Source organism: Streptomyces tuirus (genome assembly GCF_014701095.1).
In the GTDB taxonomy this organism is placed as follows: Bacteria; Actinomycetota; Actinomycetes; order Streptomycetales; family Streptomycetaceae; genus Streptomyces; species Streptomyces tuirus.
Genome location: NZ_AP023439.1, coordinates 3,205,364 through 3,229,472 on the forward strand (window position 1 = coordinate 3,205,364; position 24,109 = coordinate 3,229,472).

The 24,109-nt window shown below is 72.0% G+C and carries 21 protein-coding genes; 7 read left to right on the forward strand and 14 right to left on the reverse strand.

The window, feature by feature from the left end; all coding sequences use genetic code 11:
* Positions 1 to 173 precede the first annotated feature (173 nt).
* The 3 genes from IGS69_RS14610 to IGS69_RS14620 all read left to right on the forward strand — a co-directional run bounded on the left by IGS69_RS14610 (position 174) and on the right by IGS69_RS14620 (position 6,229).
* The gene (locus IGS69_RS14610; RefSeq protein WP_232543523.1) at positions 174 to 2,996 is read left to right on the forward strand and encodes a D-alanyl-D-alanine carboxypeptidase; all 2,823 of its coding nucleotides are present in this window, start codon (positions 174 to 176) and stop codon (positions 2,994 to 2,996) included.
* A 159-nt stretch (positions 2,997 to 3,155) separates the two neighbouring features.
* Positions 3,156 to 5,021, forward strand: coding sequence for an MFS transporter (locus tag IGS69_RS14615; protein WP_190899905.1), 1,866 nt, complete (start codon positions 3,156 to 3,158; stop codon positions 5,019 to 5,021).
* Between the two features lie 92 nt (positions 5,022 to 5,113).
* Positions 5,114 to 6,229, forward strand: a complete 1,116-nt coding sequence (locus IGS69_RS14620; RefSeq protein WP_190899907.1) for an ADP-ribosylglycohydrolase family protein — start codon at positions 5,114 to 5,116, stop codon at positions 6,227 to 6,229.
* Positions 6,230 to 6,331: 102 nt separating this feature from the next.
* On the opposite strand, the gene IGS69_RS14625 is transcribed toward IGS69_RS14620, so the two are convergent.
* Both IGS69_RS14625 and IGS69_RS14630 read right to left on the reverse strand, forming a co-directional pair.
* Positions 6,332 to 7,900: a sodium:solute symporter family protein gene (locus IGS69_RS14625; RefSeq protein WP_190899909.1), complete on the reverse strand. Its 1,569-nt coding sequence runs from the start codon at positions 7,898 to 7,900 to the stop codon at positions 6,332 to 6,334.
* A 126-nt stretch (positions 7,901 to 8,026) separates the two neighbouring features.
* Positions 8,027 to 8,812 (reverse strand): SDR family oxidoreductase, encoded by a 786-nt coding sequence (locus IGS69_RS14630; protein ID WP_190899911.1) that lies wholly within the window; start codon positions 8,810 to 8,812, stop codon positions 8,027 to 8,029.
* An 84-nt stretch (positions 8,813 to 8,896) separates the two neighbouring features.
* Between IGS69_RS14630 and IGS69_RS14635 the strand changes: the two genes are divergently transcribed.
* Entirely contained in the window at positions 8,897 to 9,736 is an 840-nt protein-coding gene (locus IGS69_RS14635; protein WP_190899912.1) for a hypothetical protein, read from the forward strand.
* Here the strand turns inward: IGS69_RS14635 and IGS69_RS14640 are convergent.
* Entirely contained in the window at positions 9,687 to 10,634 is a 948-nt protein-coding gene (locus IGS69_RS14640) for an amidohydrolase family protein (protein ID WP_190899914.1), read from the reverse strand. The two genes, IGS69_RS14635 and IGS69_RS14640, sit on opposite strands and share 50 nt — an antisense overlap.
* 293 nt (positions 10,635 to 10,927) lie before the next feature.
* Between IGS69_RS14640 and IGS69_RS14645 the strand changes: the two genes are divergently transcribed.
* Complete coding sequence (locus IGS69_RS14645) at positions 10,928 to 11,440, forward strand: DUF2165 domain-containing protein (protein ID WP_190899916.1); 513 nt, start codon at positions 10,928 to 10,930, stop codon at positions 11,438 to 11,440.
* Here the strand turns inward: IGS69_RS14645 and IGS69_RS14650 are convergent.
* Together IGS69_RS14650 and IGS69_RS14655 are read right to left on the reverse strand one after the other, a co-directional pair.
* Positions 11,433 to 11,987: a hypothetical protein gene (locus IGS69_RS14650; RefSeq protein ID WP_190899918.1), complete on the reverse strand. Its 555-nt coding sequence runs from the start codon at positions 11,985 to 11,987 to the stop codon at positions 11,433 to 11,435. The two genes, IGS69_RS14645 and IGS69_RS14650, sit on opposite strands and share 8 nt — an antisense overlap.
* Before the next feature lie 124 nt (positions 11,988 to 12,111).
* Positions 12,112 to 13,110, reverse strand: a complete 999-nt coding sequence (locus tag IGS69_RS14655) for a glycosyltransferase family 2 protein (RefSeq protein ID WP_190899921.1) — start codon at positions 13,108 to 13,110, stop codon at positions 12,112 to 12,114.
* Between the two features lie 124 nt (positions 13,111 to 13,234).
* On the opposite strand from IGS69_RS14655, the gene IGS69_RS14660 reads away from it, so the two are divergent.
* On the forward strand, positions 13,235 to 13,705 hold the full coding sequence (locus IGS69_RS14660) for a GtrA family protein (protein WP_190899924.1): 471 nt from the start codon (positions 13,235 to 13,237) through the stop codon (positions 13,703 to 13,705).
* Positions 13,706 to 13,723: 18 nt separating this feature from the next.
* Entirely contained in the window at positions 13,724 to 15,133 is a 1,410-nt protein-coding gene (locus tag IGS69_RS14665; RefSeq protein WP_190899926.1) for a hypothetical protein, read from the forward strand.
* Positions 15,134 to 15,157: 24 nt separating this feature from the next.
* Here the strand turns inward: IGS69_RS14665 and IGS69_RS14670 are convergent, their stop codons facing one another.
* The 9 genes from IGS69_RS14670 to IGS69_RS14710 form a co-directional block, all read right to left on the reverse strand.
* Positions 15,158 to 17,743 (reverse strand): bifunctional FO biosynthesis protein CofGH, encoded by a 2,586-nt coding sequence (locus IGS69_RS14670; RefSeq protein WP_190899927.1) that lies wholly within the window; start codon positions 17,741 to 17,743, stop codon positions 15,158 to 15,160.
* Positions 17,740 to 19,209: a phytoene desaturase family protein gene (locus IGS69_RS14675; RefSeq protein ID WP_190899929.1), complete on the reverse strand. Its 1,470-nt coding sequence runs from the start codon at positions 19,207 to 19,209 to the stop codon at positions 17,740 to 17,742. Before IGS69_RS14675 ends, IGS69_RS14670 begins: the two co-directional genes overlap by 4 nt.
* Before the next feature lie 46 nt (positions 19,210 to 19,255).
* On the reverse strand, positions 19,256 to 19,462 hold the full coding sequence (locus IGS69_RS14680; protein ID WP_190899931.1) for a hypothetical protein: 207 nt from the start codon (positions 19,460 to 19,462) through the stop codon (positions 19,256 to 19,258).
* A gap of 43 nt (positions 19,463 to 19,505) precedes the next feature.
* Entirely contained in the window at positions 19,506 to 20,357 is an 852-nt protein-coding gene (locus IGS69_RS14685; protein ID WP_190899934.1) for a serine hydrolase domain-containing protein, read from the reverse strand.
* 20 nt (positions 20,358 to 20,377) lie between these two features.
* Positions 20,378 to 21,400 (reverse strand): HTTM domain-containing protein, encoded by a 1,023-nt coding sequence (locus tag IGS69_RS14690; RefSeq protein WP_190899936.1) that lies wholly within the window; start codon positions 21,398 to 21,400, stop codon positions 20,378 to 20,380.
* Complete coding sequence (locus IGS69_RS14695; protein WP_190899938.1) at positions 21,397 to 22,038, reverse strand: DUF5819 family protein; 642 nt, start codon at positions 22,036 to 22,038, stop codon at positions 21,397 to 21,399. The genes IGS69_RS14690 and IGS69_RS14695 overlap by 4 nt, the downstream gene beginning before the upstream one ends.
* Positions 22,039 to 22,045: 7 nt before the next feature.
* A complete protein-coding gene (locus tag IGS69_RS14700; protein ID WP_190899940.1) occupies positions 22,046 to 22,417 on the reverse strand; it encodes a hypothetical protein in 372 nt (123 codons plus the stop codon).
* Between the two features lie 192 nt (positions 22,418 to 22,609).
* Entirely contained in the window at positions 22,610 to 22,882 is a 273-nt protein-coding gene (locus IGS69_RS14705; RefSeq protein ID WP_190899942.1) for a response regulator transcription factor, read from the reverse strand.
* A gap of 191 nt (positions 22,883 to 23,073) precedes the next feature.
* Positions 23,074 to 23,928: an LLM class F420-dependent oxidoreductase gene (locus tag IGS69_RS14710; protein ID WP_190899943.1), complete on the reverse strand. Its 855-nt coding sequence runs from the start codon at positions 23,926 to 23,928 to the stop codon at positions 23,074 to 23,076.
* Between the last annotated feature and the right edge of the window lie 181 nt (positions 23,929 to 24,109).

The window sequence follows — 24,109 nt, forward strand, 5'->3', positions numbered from 1 at the left end:
GTGACCGGTTCGTAGTGGAACCAGTAGGTATGTCGTTCTCGTCTACCGGATCGGTTTGGCCCGCACACAGGACACTGGTACATGGTTCGGACAGCGCCGGAGCGGTGTCACGGGCGGCGGTTCACGGTTCGGTACGCGCACGCGGGGAACAGCGGCGCGAGGAGGAGGCATCGGTGGCGGGCGAGTCCCCCGACAGGTCGAAGCAGCGCGAGTCGTCGGCACGAGAGACGTCGGGGAGCGCGAGTCCGGTTCCGGAGGCCAGGAGTGAAGCCGCGGCCGATCCGCGGCTCGCGGTGGCCCGGGACGCGGAGAAGTCCGCGGCACGAGGCGGTGCCGACACGGCGACACGCGTGCTGTCCACGCGCACGGCCGAGGACCCGGAGAACACGGGGCGCGCCGCGGGCGACTCGGAGCCGGAGGACGACACGGGCCGGGGCGAGAGCGCCGCGAACACCGCGAACACGAAGAGCGCCGCGGGCGACGCCGGGCGGGCTACGGGTGACGCGGACGCCGAGGGGACCGGGAGCGACTCGGACACCAAGAGCGCGGCAGGCGACGCCGGGCGGGCTACGGGTGACGCGGACGCCGAGGGGACCGAGGGCGACTCGGACACGGAGAGCGCGGCGGGCGACGCCGGGCAGGCTGCGGACGCCAAGAGGACCGAGGGCGACTCGGACACGGAGAGCGCGGCGGGCGACGCCGGGCGGTCCGGGAGCGGCTCGGAGACCGGGGACGCCGAGGGCGACTCGGGCACCGAGGACGCCGCCGCTGACGCAGGGGAAGGTGCTTCCGGCCCCTCCGGGGCGTCCCAGGCGTCCAGGGCCGGCGAGGCGGCCGCCGACGCCGGGGGCACCGACGGGCGGCTGCGGGATGTCGTCGCCGCGTGGGTCGCCTCCGCGGACGGGGGCGAGGAGTCTGCCGCCGCCAAGGGTGACGCCAAGAACGCCGAGAACCCCAAGGGCGCCCGAGAGGCCGCCGAGCGCACGGACAAGCCCGCCGGGGCCGGCACGGACGGCCGGGAGGCCGGGAAGGCCGGGAAGGCCGCAGGGGCGTCGGAGACCCCGTCGGACGCCGAGGACACGGACCACGGCGCTGACGACACCGCCCACCGCGAGGCCGAGTCCGACGAGGTCGCCCAGGACGCCGCCGACGCCGACGAGCCCGAGGCGGACCGTTCCGCCAAGGGCGGCGGCACCGGCACCACCGCCAAGGCCGCCTCCACGCCCGCGGACCCGCGGGTCTCCGGCGACGCCGAGCCCGACTCGAAGACCCCCGCCGCCAAGACCGCATCCAAGGCCGCCGCACCCAAGGCCACCGACGCCGCCGGAACCAAGACCCCGGCCGAAACCCCCAAGTCGGGCAAGCCGGACCGGACTGACGGTTCGACCGACGACGACGGCCCCGCCGAGCGCCCCGTAGACCAGCCCACCGCCGTCTTCAAGACCCTGCGGCCGCCGGTCGATCAGCCCACCACCATGCTGAAGCTCGGGGGCGCGGCCAAGGACCTCCCGAAGTCGGACCTCCCGAAGACGGACGCTCCGAAAACGGACGCCCCGGAGAAGGACGCCCCGGAGAGGGACGCCGAGCGGACCAGCAAGTTCGTCGCGCTCAAGCCCCTGGACGACCCGGCGGCGAGGAAGCCCGTCGCCCCGGCCGAGGCCACCGCGCCCGTCCCCACCGTCGGCCCCGAGCGGACCACGCAGCAGCCGCTGCCGCCCAAGCCGCCGCTGGATCTGCTGGCCGAGCTGACCAACACCCCGCCGCCCCCGGAGACGCCGCTGCGGACGGCGGCCCGGCGGGTGAAGATCTGGACGCCGCTGGTACTGCTGCTGATCGTGGTCCTCGGGGTCGTGCAGAGCGTGCGCCCGCTCCCCTCGCCCACCCTCGAACTGACCGCCGAGGACAGCTACACCTTCGACGGCGGCAAGGTCGACATCCCCTGGCCCGCCGACGGCCAGGCCGCGCTGGACGTCCAGGGCATCGGCACGTTCGGATCCTCCGGCGAGCAGAAGCCCGTGCCCATCGCGAGCGTCGCCAAGGTCATGACCGCCTACGTCATCCTGCGCGACCACCCGCTCAAGAGCGGCGAGGACGGACCCGAGATCCTGATCGACCAGGCCGCGCAGGACCAGTCCGACGCCGGACAGGAGTCCACCGTCGATGTCACCAAGGGCGACAAGATCACCCAGCGGGAGGCCCTGGAGAGCATCCTGATCGCGTCCGCGAACAACGTGGCGCGACTGCTCGCCCGCTGGGACTCGGGGTCCGAGAAGGCGTTCGTACAGAAGATGAACGACGCCGCCGCGGACCTCGGCATGAAGAACACGACGTACACCGACCCGTCGGGCCTGAACAACACGACCGTCTCCACGGCCGTGGACCAGGTGAAGCTCGCCCGGGCCGCCATGCTCCAGCCGGTGTTCCGCGAGGTCGCGACGATGATGTCGTACGTCGACTACAAGCAGAAGAAGCACGACAACTGGAACCGCCTGGTCGGCTACAACAACGTCACCGGCATCAAGACCGGCACCACCACCTCGGCGCTCGGCAACCTCGTCTTCGCGGCCAAGAAGGACGTGAACGGCGAGGTCCACCGGATCATCGGCGCGGTCGTGCGCCAGCCCGCCGGCGGACCGGACAACACGATCCTGGGCGCCGCGCTCCACGAGGGCGACAAGCTGATCCGGGCCGCGCAGGGCGCGCTGGAGTCGGCGACGATCCTGAAGAAGGGCGACGTCGTCGGGTACGCGGACGACGGTCTCGGCGGCCGTACGCCGGTCGCCGTCACCGAGGACGTCACGGCCGTCGGCTGGGCGGGCCTGTCCGTCAAGCTGACGTTCGCCGGTGACGACCTGCCGCACACGGCCAAGGCCGGCACCAAGGTGGGCACGCTCACCGTCGGTGACGGAACGACCAGCGCCGTGAAGGTTCCGGTCGCCCTCCAGAAGGACCTGGTGGAGCCGGGCCTCGGGGCCAAGCTCACCCGCCTCGGCTGACCCGGGGCGGCCGCAGCACCGCACTCCGCCGGCAACGGCCCGTCCGGGCGCCGCCCGGCGGGGTGCGTGCTAGCGTCCCGAACCGGGACAGGTCGCCGCCCGCGGCGGCGTGGCGGCGGAAGCCGAGAACAGAAGACGGGACACGGGGAGTGCCTTCGAGTGGCCACTGCGGAGCCGACACGCGCAGACGACGCCGAACCGGGCTCGGTACCAGGCCCGCGAATAGGCCTGCCCGAAGCGGCGGAAGACGGTGCGCCCGGGAGCGGCGCGGCTGAGGACGGCGGTTCGCGGTTCGAGTGGCCCGCGCCCGTCCTGGCGCTGCGTGAACGCATGCTGCGGCACCCGGTCCTGTCCGTCACGGGCCTGGCCGCGGCGCTGCACATCCTCTGGTTCTTCACGTTCGCGAACAGCGGCGGCGATCTGGCCGCGCAGGACGCGTGGGCCGAGTTCGTCGGCCGGCACCCGGACTCGGCGTACAACCTCGCCTGGTACGGCGGGATGCACCCGGTGTCCTACAGCGTGGTGTCGCCGTATCTGATGTCGGTGCTCGGCGTGCGGACGACGATGATGATCGCGGGGACGGTCTCCGCCGGGCTGCTGACCCTGCTCCTGCTGCGCAGCCGTTCCGTGCTCAATCCCCTGTGGGCCTCGCTCGCGGGCGTGTTCGGCCTGTTCTGCAACGCGGTGTCCGGGCGGGTGACGTTCGGTCTCGGCATGATGTTCGCGCTCGGCGCGGTCGCCGTCGTGTTCTGCTGGCCGTACCGGTGGCGGTACAAGCGCTGGGCGAAGGCACTGAGCGCGGCGCCGCTGGCCGCGCTGGCCACCATGGCGTCGCCGGTCGCGGGCCTGTTCGTGGGCCTGGTGGCGGTTGCGCTGTTCCTGCAGAAGCGGCGGCCGGGCGCGTGGGCACTGGGGCTGGCGCCGACCGCGGTGGTGGCGGTGTCGGCGTGGCTGTTCCCGTTCTCGGGCACGCAGCCGATGATGATCGGCTCGGTGCTGCTGCCGCTCGCGTTCTCGGTCCTGGCCTATGTGCTGGTGCCGCGGGACTGGAAGACGGTCCGGCTCACGGCGGCGGTGTACGGCCTGGGGGTCGTGCTGGTGTGGCTGATCAGCTCCCAGATCGGTTCGAACATCACGCGGCTGGCGATGCTGTTCGCCGGGGTCGCGCTGGTCGCCGCGCTGCCGTTCACGGTGCCGCGCAGCCGCCGGTGGTACGCGGCCGTGGTGGCGCTCTGCGGTTTCGGCGTGTGGATCGGCTTCAAGACGGTCGACGACATCGTGCACACGGCCCCCGCGGCGTCCTGGTCGCGCGAGCTCGCACCGCTCGTCAACGAGTTGCAGGAGGTCGGCGCCGAGAAGGGCCGGGTGGAGGTCGTGCCCGCCCGCTCCCACCGCGAGGCCTCCGCGCTCGCCCCCTACGTCAATCTGGCCCGCGGCTGGAACCGCCAGGCCGACATGGAGCGCAACCCCCTCTTCTACGACGACACGCTCAACTCGGCGAACTACCACGAGTGGCTGAAGCGCTGGGCCGTGCACTACGTCGTGCTGCCGAAGGGCGAACCGGACGGTGACGGGGGTCAGCGGGAGCGGGCGCTGGTGCAACGCGGGCTGCCGTATCTGACCCAGATCTGGGGCAACGACACCTGGCAGCTGTTCCGGGTGACCGCCCCGACCTCGCTGGCCGAGCCGAACGCCGTGGTCGACCGGGCCGAGCAGGGCGAGATGGTCCTCCAGGTGAAGAAGGCGGGCCGGGTCCTGGTCCGCATCCCCTACTCGCCCTGGCTGAGCATCGTCGACGCGGAGGGCAAGAGCCTGAAGCCGCCGCAGGAGACGGAGGAGTCCAGGAACCGTCCCGAGGGTGAGCCGAGGACGTATGTGAACGTCAACGGCTGTCTGGCGGAGACGGAGGAGGACGCGCACGGCGACAAGTGGACGGAGCTGCTGGCCCCGAAGGCCGGGACCTACCGCCTGGCGGCGCCGTACCAGTTCCCCCGTGGCACGCCGTGCCCGGAGGAACTGCGCTGAGCCGGTCCGTCGCACCCCACTGAACCCCTCGTTCCCGTTCGATTACAGTGCTGAGCTGTCGTACGTATGGACGGTGCCCCGGGGAGGTCTAGGTGGGTGCGACTGCCGGCGCCGTCTGGGGCCGTACAGAGCAGCAGGACTTCCGCAGCCGGGTGCGCGGGACCCTGCTCGGCGTGGCCGTGGGAGACGCGCTGGGCACGCCGGTCGACAGGCTGGGCATCGCGGCGATCCGGGAGGCGCACGGGGCGGAGGGCCTGGTGGACCTGGCCCCCGCCTACGGCAGACGCGGCGCGGTCACGCACCTCACCCAGCTCACCCTGTTCTCCGTAGACGGGCTGATCCGGGCCCAGGTCAGACGGGACACCGGCGCCTGGCATCCGCCGACCGATCTGCACCGGGCGTATCTGCGCTGGGCCGCCACGCAGCGCGACTGGGGGCCCGACGAGCGCCGCAAGGAAGACGGGTGGCTGGCGCGGGAGGAGTGGCTGTACGCGCGGCGCGACCCCAGTCGCCCCCTGCTGCTGGGGCTGGGCGACGAGACCATGGGGACCCCGGAGGCGCCGAAGAACCCCGGGGAGGCCGGGGCCGAGGCCGCCGCCCGGTCGGCGCCCTTCGGGCTGCTGGTGGGCTGGGAGCCGCAGCTGGTCGCCCAGCTCGCCGTGGAGTGCGCGGCGCAGACCCACGGCCACCCCACCGCCTCCCTCGCGGCGGGCGCGTACGCCGTGATCGTGCACGCGCTGGCGCTGGGCGAGAGTCTCGACGCCGCCGTGCAGCGGGCCTTCGGGCTGCTGGCCGCCCGGCCGGGGCACCAGCCGGTGTCGGAGGCGCTGCAGCATGCGCTGGGCGCCGTGCGGCAGGGCATGCCGGGCCCGGAGCGGGTGGCCGAGCTGAGCGGGGCGGGTACGGCGGAGGGGCTCGTGGCCGCCGCCGTGTACTGCGCGCTGGTCGCGGCGGACGTCCGGCACGGGCTGTGCCTCGCGGTGAACCACGACGGCCCGTCCGCCACCACCGGCGCGCTGACCGGCGGCCTGCTCGGCGCGCTGCACGGGGAGACCGCCCTGCCGCCGGCCTGGCTGGCCGAGCTGGAGGGCCGCCCCACCATCCTGGAACTGGCCGACGACTTCGCCATGGAGATGACCCAGGGCCCGGCCCTGCACGGCCCCGCGGGCTCCTCCCCCGGCTGGCTCGCCCGCTACCCGAGAGCCTGATCCGGCCCCCACCCGTGCGACCGGGCGGCACGGGACCGGCCCCGGGGTCGGTGCCCTGCCGAGGGGTGGGCGCACGGTGGGGGGTGAGTGCACGGTGGGGGGTCACTCCTTGGCGAGTCGGATCACGTCGTCGGCCGGGCCGGCCGGTGCCGGGATCGTGGCCGACGCCGTGTCGTCCCCGTCCGTGTTGATGCGTTCGATGATCGCCAGCCGCTCCGGTGTGTCCTCCGGCCGGATGTAGCCGACGAGGATGTACAGGACCAGCGACACCGCCAGCGGGATCGAGACCTGGTACTGGAGCGGCACGCCGCCCTCGACGTTCCAGTTGACCGGGTAGTTCACCAGCCAGAAGGCGAACAGGCCCATCGACCAGCTGACCAGGGCCGCGGTGGGGCCGGAGCGGCGGAACGCGCGCAGCAGGCCCAGCATCATCGGGATCGCCATCGGGCCCATCAGGCCGGCCACCCACTTGATGACGACCGTGATGATGTCCTGGAACGCGGGCGAGTTGACCTGGGTCGCCGCCGCCATGGACAGTCCGAGGAAGACGACCGTGGCGATGCGGGCGACCCGCAGGCCCTGGTTCTGGTTCCAGGCCCGGGCCCGCGCCCAGATCACCGGCGCGCAGTCCCGGGTGAAGACGGCCGCGATGGCGTTGGCGTCGGAGGAGCACATGGCCATGGTGTGGGAGAAGAAGCCGACGATGACCAGGCCCAGCAGGCCGTGCGGCAGCAGCTGTTCGGTCATCAGGGCGTAGGAGTCCGAGCCGTCCGGCTTCTGCGACTCGACCAGCAGCGGCGACATCCACATGGGGAAGAACAGGACCAGGGGCCAGACCAGCCAGAGGATCGCCGACAGCCGGGCGGAGCGCTCGGCCTCCTTGGCGTTCGGCGTGGCCATGTAGCGCTGGGCCTGGTTGAGCATGCCGCCGTTGTACTCGAAGAGCTTGATGAACAGGAACGCGAGCAGGAACACCGTGCCGTACGGCCCGACCAGCGGCTTCCCGTGGCCCTGGAGTTCGGGCGAGTCCCAGACGCCGAAGAAGCCGCCGTGGTCGTCGAGGCGTACGAACACCGCCACGAACATCGCGATGCCGGCCAGCAACTGGATGATGAACTGGCCGAGTTCGGTCAGCGCGTCCGCCCAGAGGCCGCCGATCGTGCAGTAGATCGCCGTGATGCCGCCGGTGATGAGGATGCCCTGGTTGAGGGAGATTCCCGTGAAGACGGACAGCAGGGTCGCGATGGCCGCCCACTTGGCGCCCACGTCCACGATCTTCAGCAGCATCCCGGACCAGGCCAGCGCCTGCTGCGTCTTCAGGTCGTAGCGGTTCTTCAGGTACTCCAGCGGTGAGGCCACGTGGAGCCGGGAGCGCAGCCGGTTGATGCGCGGCGCGAACAGCTTCGACCCGATGGCGATGCCGAGGGCGATGGGGAAGGACCAGGTGACGAACGACGTGACGCCGTAGGTGTAGGCGATGCCCGCGTACCCGGTGAACATCACCGCGCTGTAGCCCGACATGTGGTGCGAGATGCCGGACAGCCACCAGGGCATCTTGCCGCCCGCGGTGAAGAAGTCGCTGACGTCGTCGACGCGTTTGTGCGACCAGACTCCGATCGCGACCATCACGGCGAAGTAGCCGATGAGCACGGCCCAGTCGAGACCGTTCATGTGCGCCCTCCCAGGGATCAGCCCGGGGCTCATCGTGGGCGCTGCCGCGTGAACACGACAAGTAACCGTAGGGTCAAAGGGAGGTAAAAATGTTCGGCGTGATGGCCTTGGTTCACCTACATGAACTCACCGCATCAGCTCCCCCGCGTTGACCAGCAATGACTGTCCGGTGATCGACCGCGCCCGGTCCGACGCCAGGAACACCGCCGCGTCGGCCACGTCCGCGTCCGTGGCCAGTTCGGGCAGCGCCATCCGCTCGGTCAGCCGCTCCAGGACGGCGCTCTCCCCCACCCCCTCCGACTGCGCCGCGAACCGCACGTACGCCCGCACCGGCGGCCCCCACATCCAGCCGGGCAGCACGGTGTTGACCCGGATCCGGTACGGACCGAGCTCCCGCGCGAGCGAGTACATGGCACTCGTCAGCGCCCCCTTCGACGCCGCGTACGCCGCCTGCCGCACCTGCGAGGGGGCGGCCACCGCCGACTGCGTCCCGATGAACACCACGGATCCGCCGGCCTCCTTGAGCGACGGCAGACAGGCCCGGGTCATCCGCAGCGTGCCCAGCAGGTTCACGTCGAGGACGGACCGCCAGGACTCGAAGTCGGCGTCCTCCAGGCCGCCGAAGTAGCCGTCCAGCGCGGCCACATGGACGACGGCGTCGATCCCCCCGAACCGCTCCCGCGCCACCCGGGCCAGCGCCTCGCACTGCGCCTCGTCACGGATGTCCGTGGAGCGGTACGCGGTGAGCTCCCCGCCGGGGTCGATCTCGCCGGCCGTCTTCGCCAGGCCCGCCTCGGTGCGGGCCCCGAGGACGGCACACCCTCCGTCCCGCACGACGGCCGCCGCGACCTGCCGCCCCAGCCCGGCCCCGACTCCCGACACGACGACCGTCTTTCCCGCGAGCAGTGACATGGCAGGACCTCCCCGGACCGGACCCTGGCGTTCAATCTGACGGAGCGTCAGAGTATGGGTCAGTCACCGACGAAGGGGAAGGGCATGAGCGAGGACACCCGCAGCGAGCTGTACGCCGAACTGGCCGCCGTCGGCCCCTACGGCACCCACCCCGGGCACGCCCTCATCACCATGGTCGAGCCGCGTCCCGGCCACGAGTACGCCTACAACCGCTGGTACGAGGACGACCACTACTACGCCGGTGCGATGGCCATGCCCTGGATGTTCGCGGGCCGCCGCTGGGTGGCGACCCGGGATCTGCAACTCCTGCGCCACCCCGAGAAGTCGGCGATCGCCCAGCCGGTCACCGCGGGCTGCTACCTCTCCACGTACTGGATCACCGCCGGCCGCTACGACGACCACATGCGCTGGACGGTCGCCGTCAACCAGCGCCTCAACCGGGACGCACGCGTCTACCACGACCGCACGCACGTCCTCACGGCGTTCCAGAACCACGAGGCGACGGTGTACCGCGACGGCGCGGCCGGCCCCCGGGACGTCCACGCGCTCGACCACCCCTACGCGGGCCTGGTCCTCCAGGTTGTCGAGGCGGACACCCCCGAGCGGCGCGCCCCGCTCCTGGAGTGGCTGCGCACCCGCCACCTGCCCAAACGCCTGGCGGGTTCCCCGGCCGCGCTGGTGACGGTCTTCAGCCCGACCCCCCTCCCCGGCGACCGCATGACCTATGTGAAGCAGGTCGAGGGCGTCGGCACCCGGCTGACGCTGCTGTGGTTCCTCCAGACGGACCCGAGGGAGTGCTGGGAGCCGTACTTCACCGGCCTCGACACGGCGGTGACGGAATCGGGGCTGGGCAGGGTGGAGTTGGTGGCCCCGTTCATCCCGACGGTGCCGGGGACGGACACGTACGTGGATCTCTTGCGCTGACATCGGCGCAGAAGAGCGCGGCCGCGTTGTCGTGGCACACGGCCCGGAGCCACTCCTCGCCGAGGTCCAGCCGTTCCAGGGCCTGGAGCTGGTGCAGGTACGGGTAGGGGATGTTGGGGAAGTCGGAGCCGAGCAGGATGCGGTCGCCGAGCGCGGCGAAGCGGGGCAGGGCCTCGCGGGGGTACGGCATGAAGTCCTCGGTGAAGTCCGTGAACGCCATCGTCGTGTCCAGCCGCACCTCGTCGTACCGCTCGGCGAGGTCGAGGAACTCCTCGTACTCGGGCATGCCCATGTGCGCGACGATCAGCCGCAGCCTCGGGTGCCGCGCCAGGACCCGCGCGACGGGCTCGGGGCCGGTGTGCTTGCCGGGCGCGGGCCCGGAGCCGCAGTGCATCACCACGGGTATCCCGGCCTCGGCCAGCACGCCCCACGCCGGGTCGAGCCGCTCGTCGGCCGGGTCGTACGCGCCCACCTGCACATGTGCCTTGAACACACGCGCCCCCGCCTCCACGGCCTCGCGGACGTACGTCTCCACGTCCGGCTCCGGGTAGAGGGTGGCGGTGTGCAGGCAGTCGGGGGTGCGGCGGGCGAAGTCGGCGGCCCAGCCGTTCAGCCACGTGGCCATGCCGGGCTTGTGCGGGTAGAGCATCGAGGTGAAGGCGCGCACACCGAAGTCCCGCAGCAGCGCCGCCCGCTCCTCCTCGGCCCTGCGGTACGTGATCGGCCACTCCAGCCCGCCGACCAGCGGCCCGTTGCTGTCGAAGTAGTCCCACACCTTGTGCAGTACGCGCTCCGGCATGAAGTGGGTGTGGACGTCGATCAGCCCGGGAAGTCCGAGCCGCCCCCAGAACCGCCGGACCTCACCGGCCTCCTCGGACGCCTTGCGCTGCTCACTCATGCCGGTCTCCGTCACGGGGTGCGGTCCCGCTCCTTCGAAGTCGTGGAGCGGGGCGGTGGGGTCACCGTAATAGGAGGGCATCTCCGTCCCCCCGGCCAGGGGTCGGTTCAGCCCACACCGTCTTGCCGTGAGCCGCCGTCTCCACCACCCCCCAGCGGTGCGCGTACGTCACAACCAAGGACGCCGCCCAGCCGGCGTTCCCCGCTGAAGTCCGGTCCGGTTTCCTGGAGTTCACGGCGGGGCACTGACCGGCGGGGTACACCCGAGGGCCGTGCGCGGGGAGAATGATCGCCATGGCCACCTCCTCCACATCACGCGGCGCGCTGTCACTCGCCGCCACCCTGCTCACCGCGACCATCGCCCTCTACATGGCGCTCGTCGCCTTCGGGAACATCACCGACTTCGGAACCAACCAGCAGTTCGTCCGGCACGTGCTGGCCATGGACACCACGTTCAAGGACGAGGACCTGATGTGGCGCGCCGTCACGAGCCAGGGGCTCCAGGACGCCGCCTACGTCGCCATCATCGTCTGGGAGACCCTCGCCGCGCTGGTCCTCATATACGGGAGCTGGCTGTGGGCCAGACGCGATGACGTGCGCGCCCGGCGGATGTCCACGTACGGGCTGCTGATGGTGATGCTGCTGTTCGGGGCCGGGTTCATCGCGATCGGCGGTGAGTGGTTCTCGATGTGGCAGTCGAAGAGCTGGAACGGGCTGGACGCCGCGACCCGGGTCTTCCTGTTCAGCGGGGTCGTGCTGCTCGTCAACCAGCTGTCGTCGCCCCGGTCGGCGGCCTCCGCTACCTGACCACCGTGACGGTCGTGCCGACCGTGCCGAACGCCCACAGTGCCGTGCCGTCCGCCTTCTTCATCCGGACCCCGCCCGTCTTCCCGCCGGAGGCGGCGGGCGGCGGTGAGGCGCCGTCGACCGCGTTGGAGAAGGCGACGGAGACCCCGTCCTTCGCGGCGAAGTACAGGATGTGCTCGATCTGGACGCCGTCCGAGCCGGTCGTGGCCGCGTTGCGCGACGACACCGTGTAGCTGCCCGGGTCGGGGCTGACCGACCCCGGCCAGACGGTGAACGTGCGGCGGGTCGCCTCGCTCGCGTCCACCAGCCAGACCCGCTTCTCGCCGAGGGAGTAGACGACGCGCCGGCCGGTGCCGGAGCCGTCGGGCACCTTCGCCGGGGCCGATGCCGTGGGGGTGGGCTTCGCCGAGGCCGTGCTGCTCGGCTTGGCCGAGGTGGCGGTGGGGTGCGAGCCCCGGTCCGCCTGCACGCCCAGGACCGTCACCGCGGCTATCGCTCCCACGGTCAGCCCGGTCACCCAGGCCCACGAAGGAAGTCGGGCAGGCACCGGCACGCATCTCCTCAGTCACGGGACCCCCCACCGAAGGGGGGTTCCGATCATCGTACTGCGCACCCGCCGACCCCCTGTCCCGCCGTCCCCTGTGCCTCCGTCCCTCTGCCCCTCCGCTCCCTCAGCGGCCGTCGGCGGTCTTGCGGACCGGGACCGGGCCCGCGCCGGCGCCGCGGGCGGCGTAGCGCGGCGTGCGCACCGGGGCCGGGTAGGAGAGGTGCACCAGCCGGGTCTGCTCCTGGCGCATGTGCATGAGCGACTCGAGGATGTAGCCCACGAGCAGCACGAGCGCCGCGATGGTCATGATCGCGGCGGCGAGGATCGCCGTGGGGACCCGGGGGACGGTGCCGGTTTCGACGAAGTCGGCGATGACGGGGATGCCGAGGATGACCGAGACCAGGGCGAGCAGGCCCGCGAGCAGGGTGTGGACCAGCGAGGGGCGCTCGCGCCGCGCCAGGTCGAGGATGACCCGCAGGATGCGCCAGCCGTCCCGGTAGGTGCGCAGTTTGCTCTCGCCGCCGGCGGCCCGGACCCGGTAGTCGGTGAGGATCTCCGCGGTGGGCAGCCGCAGGTGCAGCGCGTGGATCGTCATCTCGGTCTCGGTCTCGAACTCGCGGGCCAGCGCGGGGAAGGACTTCACGAAGCGCCGCGAGAAGACCCGGTAGCCGCTGAGCATGTCGGTCACGTCGTTGCCGAACAGGGATCTGACCGCCCCGGTGAGCAGCTTGTTGCCGACCGCGTGCCCGGCCCGGTAGGCCCCGTCGACGGTCACCCGGCGGGCTCCGACGACCTGGTCGTACGGCCCTTCGAAGAGCAGGTCCACCAGGTCGCGGGCACGGGAGGCGTCGTAGGTGTCGTCGCCGTCGATGATGAGCAGCGCGTCGGCGTCGACGTCGGCGAAGGCGCGGCGGATGACGTTGCCCTTGCCCTTGCGGGTCTCCTCCCGGACGATCGCGCCCGCGGCCCGGGCGACTTCCACGGTGCGGTCGGTGGAGGCGTTGTCGTAGACGTAGACGACGGCCTCGGGCAGGGCCGCGCGCAGGTCGCGGACCACCTTGCCGACGGCCGCCTCCTCGTTGTGGCAGGGCACGACACACGCGATCGTCGGTTCCACGACCACTCCTCACTCGACCGGGTTCCGCACACCGTCGGCACCTCATACATCAGCACCTCATACAGTCGGACATAGTGCGATATGAGCGCGCCTGACCGGATGGCGCGTGCCGGGTCGTTACGCTCGCCGGGTGCCGGTCCTCGACTCTGTGACGCTGCGCGCGCGTGACGCCATCAAGGGCATCTGGCGTGAGGCCGCCAAGTTCGGCGTCGTCGGGGCCCTGGCCTTCGTCGTCGACAACGGCGGCTACAACCTGCTCGTCTTCGGCCTGCCCGGCGGCGCGGAGGGCGGGGTGATGCGGACCGCTCCCGTGCAGGCGTCCGTCATCGCCACGACCGCGGCCGCGCTCTTCAGCTGGGTCGGCAACCGCTACTGGACCTACCGCGGCCGGCACCGCGAGAAGGTGACCCGCGAACTGCTGCTGTTCCTCGTCGCGAACGGGGTCGGCCTCGCCATCACCGCGGGCACGGTCTACGCCTCGCGGCAGCTGCTCGGGCTGGACTCGCCGCTCAGCGACAACACCGCCCGCATCCTCGGCTGGGTCCTCGCGACGCTGTTCCGCTTCTACGCCTACCGGCGCTACGTCTTCGTCGCATCCTGAGCCGCTAACATCCGACATATGGGACAAAAGCCTACGGTGGCGCGTGCGCAGCGCTGGGTCTGGGTTCTGGCCGCCGTCGCCGCGCTCTGCTGCCTGGCCACGGTCCTCGTCTTCGCCCCCGGCTTTCTGAGCCCCGACAGTCTCGACCAGCTCCGGCAGGCCCAGGGCAAGGCCCCCCTGACCGACTGGCATCCGCCGGTGCTGAGCCTGGTGTGGCGGGCGCTCATCGCCATGACCGGGTCGATCACGTCGATGCTCGTCCTCCAGTCCGCCGTCCTCTGGGGCGCGCTGTGGGTGCTGGCCCGGTGCGTGTGGGAGCTGACCCGGAGCCGCGGCGGGTCACTCGCCGTGCTCGGCGTGGGGCTCGCGCCCTTCGTGCTGAACTTCGCCGGGGTCGTGTGGAAGGACGTGCACGCGGCGTTCGCGCTGCTCGCCGCCTGCGCGGTCGCCTTCACCGGGCTGCGGCTGCGCGACCGGGACCCGCGCCCGGCCGTGCGGTGGGCGCTGCTCGGGCTGGGGGCGCTGTTCCTGGCCTACGCCATGCTGGTGCGCAAGAACGCCTTCGTCGCCGCGATCCCGGTGTTCGTCATGCTCGTCCTCACCCTGTGGCGCGCCCCGGGACGCCGTACATGGCTGACGTGCACGGCCGCACTCGCCGCGGCCCTGGTGGTGCCCGCCGCCGCGATCTCCCTGTTCGCGCAGCCCCTCCAGACGAAACAAGGCGCGCAGATCATGCTCGACGACCTCGTGCACGTCCTGACGGTGGACGAACTGCGCTCCGCGGACGTGCCGCCCGGACTGCGGGACCGGCTGGTGGCCTCGGCGCGGGAATGCGACCGGGTCGGCGCCCTGTCGGACGCCTACTGGGCCTGCTACCGGCGCCCGGCGGACGGGCTGCGCGGGGACTCCGGCACGATCACCTCGCTGTGGCTGAGCGAGATGAGCGGGCATGCGCCGGGCTATCTCCAGTACCGGCTGCGGCTCTTCGCGACGCTGCTGTTCGAGACCGACTACGTGTACAAGGCGGGCATCACCCGCAACGACCTGGGCATCGCGGTGGCGCACCCTCAGCTGGCGGACATGCTCGGCTCGTACGTCGAGGGCATGGCCGCGGACCTGCGGTGGCTGTTCCGCGGCTGGTTCTGGCTCACGGTCGCGCTGGTGCTGGCCATCCGCCCCGGCCGGGGCCTGTTCGCCATGCCGGTGCGGGCGCTGGGCATCAGCTCGGCCGCCTACATCCTCGGCTATCTGCCGATCATGCCCGCGACGGACTTCCGCTACGTCTACTGGCCCGCGCTCGCCTGCGCCCTCGGCCTGCTGCTGCTCTGGCTGGGCCGCGGCAGGACCGCACCGGCCCCCGCGGCTCCCGGCGCCACGGCCGGCCGCGCCCTGCCGGCGCATCAGCCGGCGGACGCCGGAAGCCAGTAGGGCGCCGCAAGCCGCCCGGGGGGTTCAGTCGAGCACCGGCAGCAACTCGGGCAGATGCCCGTCCGAGGCCGCCGCCGCCCGCTGCCGCTCCTGCGGGACGTCACCGTAGAGGGTGGTGCGGGGCCGGGCGGGACGGCCGGCCGCGTCCGCCACCGCGATGAGGTCCTTCACCGACTTGTACGAGCCGTACGACGAGCCCGCCATGCGGGAGATGGTCTCCTCCATGAGCGTCCCGCCGAGGTCGTTGGCGCCCGAGCGGAGCATCTCGGCCGCGCCCTCGGTGCCCAGCTTCACCCAGCTGGTCTGGATGTTGGGGATGTGCGGGTGCAGCAGCAGCCGGGCCATGGCCGTGACCGCGCGGTTGTCCCGCATGGTCGGGCCCGGGCGGGCGATCCCCGCGAGATAGACGGGCGCGTTGGTGTGCACGAAGGGCAGCGTCACGAACTCGGTGAAACCGCCCGTGCGCTGCTGGATGCCGGCCAGGGTGCGCAGGTGCCCGAGCCAGTGCCGGGGCTGGTCGACATGGCCGTACATCATCGTCGAGGACGAGCGGATGCCCAGCTCGTGGGCCGTGCTGACGACCTCGATCCAGTCGGCGGCGGGCAGCTTGCCCTTGGTGAGGATCCAGCGGACCTCGTCGTCGAGGATCTCGGCGGCCGTGCCCGGGATGGTGTCCAGGCCCGCCTCCTTGGCGGCGGTCAGCCACTCACGGACGGACATGCCGGTGCGGGTCGCGCCGTTGACGACCTCCATCGGCGAGAAGGCGTGCACGTGCATGTCCGGGACGCGTTCCTTCACGGCCCGCGCGATGTCGAAGTACGCCGTGCCCGGCAGGTCCGGGTGGATGCCGCCCTGCATGCACACCTCCACCGCGCCCACGTCCCAGGCCTGCTGGGCCCGGTCGGCGACCTGGTCCAGGGAGAGGGTGTAGGCGTCGGCGTCGGTGCGGCGCTGGGCGAAGGCGCAGAAGCGGCAGCCGGTGTAGCAGACGTTGGTGAAGTTGATGTTGCGGGTGACGATGTAGGTGACGTCGTCACCCACGGCCGACTTGCGTACGTCGTCGGCGACCCGGGCGAGGGCGTCCAGCGCCGGTCCGTCCGCGTGCAGCAGGGCGAGCGCCTCGTCGTCGGTGAGCTTCGTCGGGTCGTCGGCCGCGGTGCGCAGGGCCTCGCGTACGTCGGTGTCGATGCGCTCGGGGGCCATGCCGGGGGCGGCGGCCTCGCGCAGGGCGTCCCAGTCGCCGTACACCTCGTCGAAGTCGTCCCGGCGGTCGGAGGTGCGGCCCTCGGTGTCGATGGAGCTGTGCAGGTCGGTACGGCCGGAGGCGACGAAGACCTCCTCCGGCTCCTGCCACGGCAGGCCCTGCGGCAGGGCGTCGGGGCGGGCCAGGCCGGTCTCCGGGTCGGCGAGGGCCGCCACGTGCGGACGCAGCCGCGGGTCCAGCCAGGGCTCGCCGCGCCGCACGAACTCCGGGTACACGCAGAGGCGTTCGCGCAGTTCGAAACCGGCAGCGCGGGACTTCTCGGCGAGCTGCTCGATCTGCGGCCAGGGGCGCTCGGGGTTGACGTGGTCGATGGTGAGCGGGGAGACCCCGCCCCAGTCGTCGATACCGGCCGCGATCAGCCGCTCGTACTCGTCGTCGACGAGGTTGGGCGGGGCCTGGATGTTGCCGCTCGGGCCCATGAGGAGCCGGGCGACGGCCACCGTGGCGACCAGTTCGTCCAGTTCCGCGTCGGGCATGCCGCGCATCGCGGTGTCCGGCTTGGCGCGGAAGTTCTGGATGATCAGTTCCTGGATGCCGTGGTAGGCGCGGGAGACCTTCCGCAGGGCGAACAGGGACTCGGCGCGCTCCTCGTGGTTCTCCCCGATGCCGATCAGGACGCCCGAGGTGAAGGGCACGGAGGACCGCCCGGCGTCCTCCAGCACCCGCAGCCGCACCGCGGGCTCCTTGTCGGGAGAGCCGTGGTGGGGGCCGCCCGGCTCCGACCAGAGGCGGGTCGCGGTGGTCTCCAGCATCATGCCCATGCTGGGCGCGACGGGCTTGAGGCGCTGGAAGTCGGTCCAGCTCATGACGCCCGGGTTGAGGTGCGGCAGCAGGCCCGTCTCCTCCAGGATGCGGATGGAGATGGCGCGTACGTAGGCGAGGGTGTCGTCGTAGCCGTGCGCGTCGAGCCACTCCCGCGCCTCCGGCCAGCGGTCCTCCGGCTTGTCGCCGAGGGTGATGAGGGCTTCCTTGCAGCCGAGGGCGGCGCCCTTGCGGGCGATGTCCAGCACCTCGTCCGGCGACATGAACATCCCGTGGCCCTCCCGGCGCAGCTTGCCCGGGACGGTGACGAAGGTGCAGTAGTGGCACTTGTCCCGGCACAGCCGGGTCAGCGGGATGAAGACGGACTTGGAGTACGTGATGACACCGGGCCGCCCGGCCGCCTCCAGGCCCGCGTCCCGCACCCGGGCGGCCGAGGCCGACAGGTCCTCCAGCTGCCCGCCCCGGGCCTGGAGCAGCACCGCCGCCTCGGCGACGTCGAGCGAGACACCGTCCCTGGCCCGTTTCAGGGCGCGACGCATGGAGTTGTCGGTGGGGCCGGTTCCGGAGGTCGCGGGAGTCGTCATCCCTCGAGCATACGATCGCCCTGATCAGCCCGGGCCTGAGCGGTCGGGCCCGCCTCCGGCCACTCCCGCAGCGCCGCCCGGGCCGCGTGGTGACCGCACATACCGTGCACCGACGGGCCCGGCGGGGTCGCCGAGGAGCACAGGAACGTGCCCGGCAGGGGCGTGCGATAGGGGTTCCAGCGGGGCACCGGACGGGCCAGCGTCTGCCACAGGCTCATCGCGCCCGAGGCGATGTCACCGCCCACGTAGTTCGCGTTGTAGGCGCCCAGCCGGGCTGCCGTGACGCCGCGTTCGGCGAGCACCGTGTCGGTGAAGCCCGGGGCGTGGGTCTCCAGGGCGGCGCGGATCACCGGCAGCGGGTCCCGGGTGTCGCCATGGGGCACGTGCGCGTAGGCCCAGACCGGTCTCCTGCCGCGCACGGCCCGGGCCGGGTCGGCGGCGGCCGGGTCGACCACGATGATGTACGGGTGCCCGGTCCGCAGCCCCCGGGCCGTGGCCGTCTCGGCGCGGGCCAGCTGCGGGGCCGTGCCGTGTGTGCCGCCCAGGTGGATCGTGGCGGCCCGGGACAGCCGGGGGTCGCTCCAGGGGATCGGGCCCTCGACGAGGAAGTCGGCCTTGGCGGCGCCCGGACCGTAGCGGTAGCGGGACAGCGCGCGGAGGTAGCCGCCCGGCAGGGGGGCGATCCGGGCCAGTTCGCGGGGCGAGACGTCCAGCAGGGTGAGGCGGCGGGCGGGCAGGTCGTGCAGGCTGTCCACCCGGACTCCGGTGTGGATGCGGCCGCCGAGCCGCTCGATGTGCGCGGCCATGACGTCGGCGACGGCCTGCGAGCCGCCCCGCGGGACGGGCCAGCCGGTGGTGTGGGCGAGGTGCCCGAGCAGCAGCGCGACCGCGGCGGCCGCCGGGGAGGGCAGCCGGCCGATGCCGTGGGCGGCCACGCCCGTCAGCAGCGCCCGGGCCGCCTCGGTGCGCAGGCCGCCGCCCACGCGCAGGGCCTGCGCAGGCAGCCGGGGGGCCAGCACGGCCAGGGCCCGCGGGTTGGGCGGCGTGCGCTGGGTGGAGAGCATCAGCTCCACCACGTCCGCCGAGCGCTCCATCAGCGGCAGCATCAGCCGCCGCCAGCGCCGCCCGTCCGCGCCCAGTTCCGCGCAGGTGGCGTCGAGGTCGCGCCAGGCCAGCACGGCCGGGCGGCCCTTGAGGGGATGGCCGTAGGCGGCCGGAGAGTGCAGCAGGGGGACGCCGTGCCCCTCCAGGTCCAGGGACCGCATGAACGGGGAGACCGGCGCCATGGGGTGGACCGCGGCGCAGATGTCGTGCAGCACCTCCGAGTCGAACAGGGCCTCCGAGCGCAGCCCCCCGCCGATCCGCTCGTGCGCCTCGAACACCTCGACCCGCAGTCCCGCGCGGGCGAGGGTGAGCGCGGCCGCGAGCCCGTTGGGCCCGGAGCCGACGACGACGGCGTCCGTCATGCGAGTCCCCCGAGTGGAAAGGAATGGAGATGAGTTGAAAGGCCGGTCAGTGGAAGGCCAGCCACCCGATGCCCGCGGCACAGATGAGGCCGGCGGCGGCCACGGCGGCCGGGCGGTGGCGGTGCAGCGCGAACCACACCAGCGCGGCGGTCACCAGCACCGCGCCGGTGCCGATCGCGGCGCGCAACGGCCCGTCGCTGTACCCGTACTCGCCGAAGTGCTGCGCCAGCCAGCCGAACCAGGCGATCCTCATGACGTTCCCCGTGCTTCTCTCGGTGTGGTGCGGGTGGTCGTGATCAGTTCTCGCCGCGCGGGGCGGGAGCCGCGAGGAGGGTCTTTCTGGCGAGGCTGTCGGTGCCGTCCGGGTCGCCCAGGCGGTGCAGGACGAGCCAGCGGCCGTCGTCGTGCGCCGCCGCCACGACGGACGAACCGCGGGTGGCGCCGTTGTGCCAGGTGATCGACTGACCCCGCTGCCAGCTGGGCGCGGGCGGGCCCAGCCGTTGTTCGACGAGCAGACCGACGACGACCCGGGACAGGGTCCGGCAGGTGGACCACAGGCCGCCCGACGGCAGGATCGGTCCGGTCAGCGTCCACAGGGGCCGGGGCCGGCCGAACAGGCCGCGCGGGATCAGCCGCAGCTCCCGCGGCGGCAGCGCGGTCACCGAGCCCGGCTCCAGCCCGAGGGGCGACAGCACCTGCTCGTCGACGAGTTGCTGGTAGGAGCGTCCCGTGACGGACGTGAGCGCGTGCCCGAGCACCGCGTACCCGAGGTTGGAGTACTCCTCCTCGCCCAGCCGGCCCGTGGCCACCCGGTCCAGCTCGCCCAGTGAGGCGCGCAGGGCCTCCTCGGTGAAGGCCGCGTACGGGTCGTCGGGCGGGCCGGAGGGACCGACGGGCAGGCGCGGCAGACCCGAGGTGTGCTCGGCCAGGTGCCGCAGGGTGATGCCCGTCCCCGCGGGCACCTCCGGGAGGCACTCCTCCAGCGGGGTGTCGAGGCCGACGACGCCGTCCCCGGCCAGCCGGGTCAGGACGGTTCCGGTGAACACCTTGCTGAGGGAGCCGATTTCGACGAACCGGTCCTGGTCATGGCCGTGGGCGGCCCGGTCGTCGATACCGGGGCCGCCCAGCAGGCAGGTCGGGGTGGGCACGTGGGGTGTCGCTCCTGTCGTCAGACGAGTTCGGCCTCGGGTGCGGCCGACTTGGTTCCGTTCTCCCCGCTCGCGGGGTCCGCCTGCGCGGATGCCGCGGGCTCCGCCTCGGGCTTGCGGGCCCCGGGCAGCAGGCCCTTGACCCGGAGCACCGCCCGGTCGAGGGCGCCGGAGAGGAAGACGAGATCACAGGCGATCATGGTCAGCGCGAAGCCGGTCAGCCCCATGAAGAACGCGATCGACAGGTGGAAGCAGATGGACGCCGCGGCCGCCCAGGGGCGCAGCGCCGGGACGAGCACACCCAGCGGGAAGTACACGAGGAAGGCGACCGTGCCGTAGGTGCCGAGCACCACCAGGAAGTCGCTCTCGTACACCAGGTTCGACCAGCCGGGTAGTTCGAACTCCGCGACGCGCATGATGTAGAAGAGCGCGGTGCCGTCCTGCCACTCCTCGCCCATCACCTTGTACAGGCCGGAGACGACGTAGACGAGGCAGATCTGCGCGGCCACCATGAGGACGCCCAGGTTGTGGAACGGTACGGACACCGCCCGCAGCTGCCCGGGGACCCGCTCGGCGAGGCGGCTCGCGAGCCCGGTCGGCAGGGCGAACCGGTCGTAGCAGCGCGTCAGCAGCAGGAACGGGATGACGACGTAGGCGAGGTTGTCGCCGCCGTCGAGGAGGCCGGGCTGGCGCTGGTAGACGGACCACAACAGGGCCCAGTGCAGGGCCAGTCCGGGCCGGCCGCCGACACCGAGCGTCACGGCCAGCGCCACCGCGATCCCCAGGTGGTAGACGACCTGGAAGAACACCGGCGACGCGGACAGCGCGTAGACGCTGAAGCCGGTCAGCTGCGCCGTGAACTCGTCGTGCGGCAGCACCCCGTCGGGCCCGAACAGGTAGTTGCGCTCCCGGTACTGGCCGACGTAGTACATGAGCCCGACGAAGCCGAGGAGCGCGCGCGTTCCCGAGACGCCGGTGACGGCGACCGGGTTCAGCGACCAGGAGTCGAGCCGGCCGGTGACGTTCTTCAGGGCGTTCCTCATCGCAGGTCCCGGGTCTTGTGCCAGGAGAAGTCCTTCACGAGGACCTTCCCTTCGGCGGACGGGTCGTGACGCTTGGACCACGGCGGCAACTCGTGGACGTACATACGGACCTGTACCTTCTCGGCTTTTCCGTCGCACGCGTCGGGCATCTGGTCGTAGGCGTACCGGGACAGCCCCTTCACGGCCTCCGCCTCGGTGGCCTTTTCGAAAGGCAGCGGGGGGAGTGCGGGTTTCTTGTCGTTGGTCTGCTGCTGCCGCAGTCTGCGCAGGAGTTCCTCGCTGCTGGTGATGTTCTGCAGATGCGCGGACACGATACGGACCTCACGCGACGGGAAGAACCGGGAACTCTGCGCCTTTTCCACTCCTCGGGCGGAGACGTCGTAGTACGGCGACACCGATCCGTCCGCGCAGGTGGCCCGGGCCAGGATGCCGCGGTCGTCGGAGACGGGTGTCGGCGCGAAGAGCTGCCAGTTCTGCGAGAAGTACGGGTCGAGGTATTCCGCCACGGTGTCGCCGTAGACGAGTTTCGCGGGGCTGAGGGGCGCCTGGGACAGGGCGGCCATGGTCATGTGAGCGCCCAGGAGGGCGCCGCCGACAACGAGCGCCGCCCTCCTGGTCGTGCGATACGTGGTCGTCACGTGGTGCTTACCGGTCGAAGACCGAGTCGGCCGTGACTCCCTGCGGCAGGTCGGCCGGAGGGGCGAAGACGCTGCCGTGGGACAGCATGTTGTCGGCGTTGCTCTTCGCGACGACGGCCGCGCCCTTGCCGACGGCCGTGGCCTTGTTGGCCGCCTTGGTGGCGGCCTTGCCCACGGACTTGGCGGCCTTGCCGACGAGGGAACCGATGGCCTGCGGGGCCTTGTCCTGCGACGGCTGGGCGGCGGCCACGGGCGCGGCCGGCTGGGCCGGGGCGGCCTGGGCGCTGCCCTGGGTGGCGACGAAGAGGGCGACACCGGCGGTGGCGACACCGGCGGCGGTGGCGATCTTCTTGATGTTCATCGGGTTTGTCTCCCCCATGATGGTGATCCAGTTACGGACATGCCATGCGCCCGGTGTGGTGTTCCGGAAATGCTGCACACGCATGGCGAACAACGCCGTCGAGCCTGCCATTTGCGGGGCGGGCCCTCCATTGCCTCTTGCGGCATTGCCGGGTGCGGCATTGCCGGGTGCGGCATTGCCGGGTGCGGCATTGCCTGGAGCGGCTATGCCTCAGGAGGCGATTGCCTCCTCGGCGAGGGCCTCGTAATGATGGAACGCCACCAGGCCGGCCTCGAATCTGGATCCCAGTTCCAGTTTGCGCACGATGCTGGTGACATGTGCGCGGACGGTCCGTTCGGCGATGCCGAGGCTCCGGGCGAGCACGCGATTCGACTCGCCTTTCGCCAGGTGGCGCAGCACTTCGCGCTCCCGGCCGGTCAGACGCGCCAGCGTCTGACCGGCCACGGAAACATCGAACGGCCGGGTCTCTTCGACCGTGGTCAAGTGAAATCTCCCCCTGTTTGCTTCCCTGCCGGTCCGGAAAACGACACGACAGCACGAGCCGGTCACACCTACGGGCGGGCGGTGGTCAGTCGCCACGCCGGTGTTCACCCGGCTCGGTTGTTAACTCGCAGTTTAGTAGGGGGAGATGGACCGGAACCAGCAGGCGTGGGCTGAATCACAGTCAGAAACCGTCACGGGCCTGCGATATAGGGCTGGTACGCCTCCAGAGCCTTCAGCACCTCGCTCTCCCTCCCCGGCGGCAGCTGCGCCACGACCTCCTCGATGCCGAGGTCGGCGTAGTGGGCGAGCTTGCCCGGGGTGGGGTGGACGGCGTAGGGGACGATCTGGAGGGCCCGGGGGTCGCGGCCGGCGTCGGCCCAGACGGTGCGCAGGACGGGCAGCGCCTCGCCGAGACCACGCCCGCCGATCGGCAGCCAGCCGTCGGCGTACTCGCTGATATGGGCGAACAGCCTGGGTCCGGCGGTCCCGCCGACGAGCGTGCGCGGGCCGACGACCGGGCCGCGCGGCTTCCGCACCGGCTTGGGATGGGCGTGGCTGGCCCGGACGCCGCCGAACTCCCCTTCGTAGGCGACCGGTTGCTCCGACCACAGGGCCCGCATCAGCGCCATCCGGTCCCGGACCAGCTCGCGCCGGGCGCTCCAGCGCACGCCGTGGTCGGCGGCCTCCTCGGCGTTCCAGCCGAAGCCGACCCCGAGCGTGAACCGGCCGCCGGAGAGGTGGTCGAGGGTGGCGATCTGCTTGGCCAGGGCGATCGGGTCGTGCTGGGCCACGAGTGTGATGCCCGTGCCGAGCCCGAGCCGCTCGGTGACGGCGGCGGCCTGGCCGAGGGCCACGAACGGGTCGAGGGTGCGTCCGTACTCGGGCGGCAGGTCACCGCCCGCCGGATACGGGGTGGTCCGCTCGACGGGGATGTGGGTGTGCTCGGGCAGGTACAGCCCGGCGAAACCGCGGTCCTCGAGCTCCCGGGCGAGCCGGGTCGGGGTGATCGTCTCGTCGGTGAGGAAGATCGTCACGGCGATGCGCATGCACCATCTCTACCCGAACGGGGCAGAGGTGTCCATACCGACCGGTCGGCACAGGTGGGCGGGCGCGGCCCGTTCCCCTGTTCCCCGCCGCCGGATCCCCCTCCCTTGTCCCCCGGTTCACGCCTCGATACAAGGGTGGCACGCACCACCCCCGCACCACCCATGTCAGGTCAGCCGACGA

Coding starts and splice junctions, on each gene's coding strand:
- IGS69_RS14625 (WP_190899909.1), bottom strand. CDS start 7,900: ATGAACGGTCTCGACTGGGCCGTGCTCATCGGCTACTTCGCCGTGATG.
- IGS69_RS14630 (WP_190899911.1), bottom strand. CDS start 8,812: ATGTCACTGCTCGCGGGAAAGACGGTCGTCGTGTCGGGAGTCGGGGCC.
- IGS69_RS14635 (WP_190899912.1), top strand. CDS start 8,897: ATGAGCGAGGACACCCGCAGCGAGCTGTACGCCGAACTGGCCGCCGTC.
- IGS69_RS14640 (WP_190899914.1), bottom strand. CDS start 10,634: ATGAGTGAGCAGCGCAAGGCGTCCGAGGAGGCCGGTGAGGTCCGGCGG.
- IGS69_RS14645 (WP_190899916.1), top strand. CDS start 10,928: ATGGCCACCTCCTCCACATCACGCGGCGCGCTGTCACTCGCCGCCACC.
- IGS69_RS14665 (WP_190899926.1), top strand. CDS start 13,724: ATGGGACAAAAGCCTACGGTGGCGCGTGCGCAGCGCTGGGTCTGGGTT.
- IGS69_RS14670 (WP_190899927.1), bottom strand. CDS start 17,743: ATGACGACTCCCGCGACCTCCGGAACCGGCCCCACCGACAACTCCATG.
- IGS69_RS14675 (WP_190899929.1), bottom strand. CDS start 19,209: ATGACGGACGCCGTCGTCGTCGGCTCCGGGCCCAACGGGCTCGCGGCC.
- IGS69_RS14680 (WP_190899931.1), bottom strand. CDS start 19,462: ATGAGGATCGCCTGGTTCGGCTGGCTGGCGCAGCACTTCGGCGAGTAC.
- IGS69_RS14690 (WP_190899936.1), bottom strand. CDS start 21,400: ATGAGGAACGCCCTGAAGAACGTCACCGGCCGGCTCGACTCCTGGTCG.
- IGS69_RS14700 (WP_190899940.1), bottom strand. CDS start 22,417: ATGGGGGAGACAAACCCGATGAACATCAAGAAGATCGCCACCGCCGCC.
- IGS69_RS14710 (WP_190899943.1), bottom strand. CDS start 23,928: ATGCGCATCGCCGTGACGATCTTCCTCACCGACGAGACGATCACCCCG.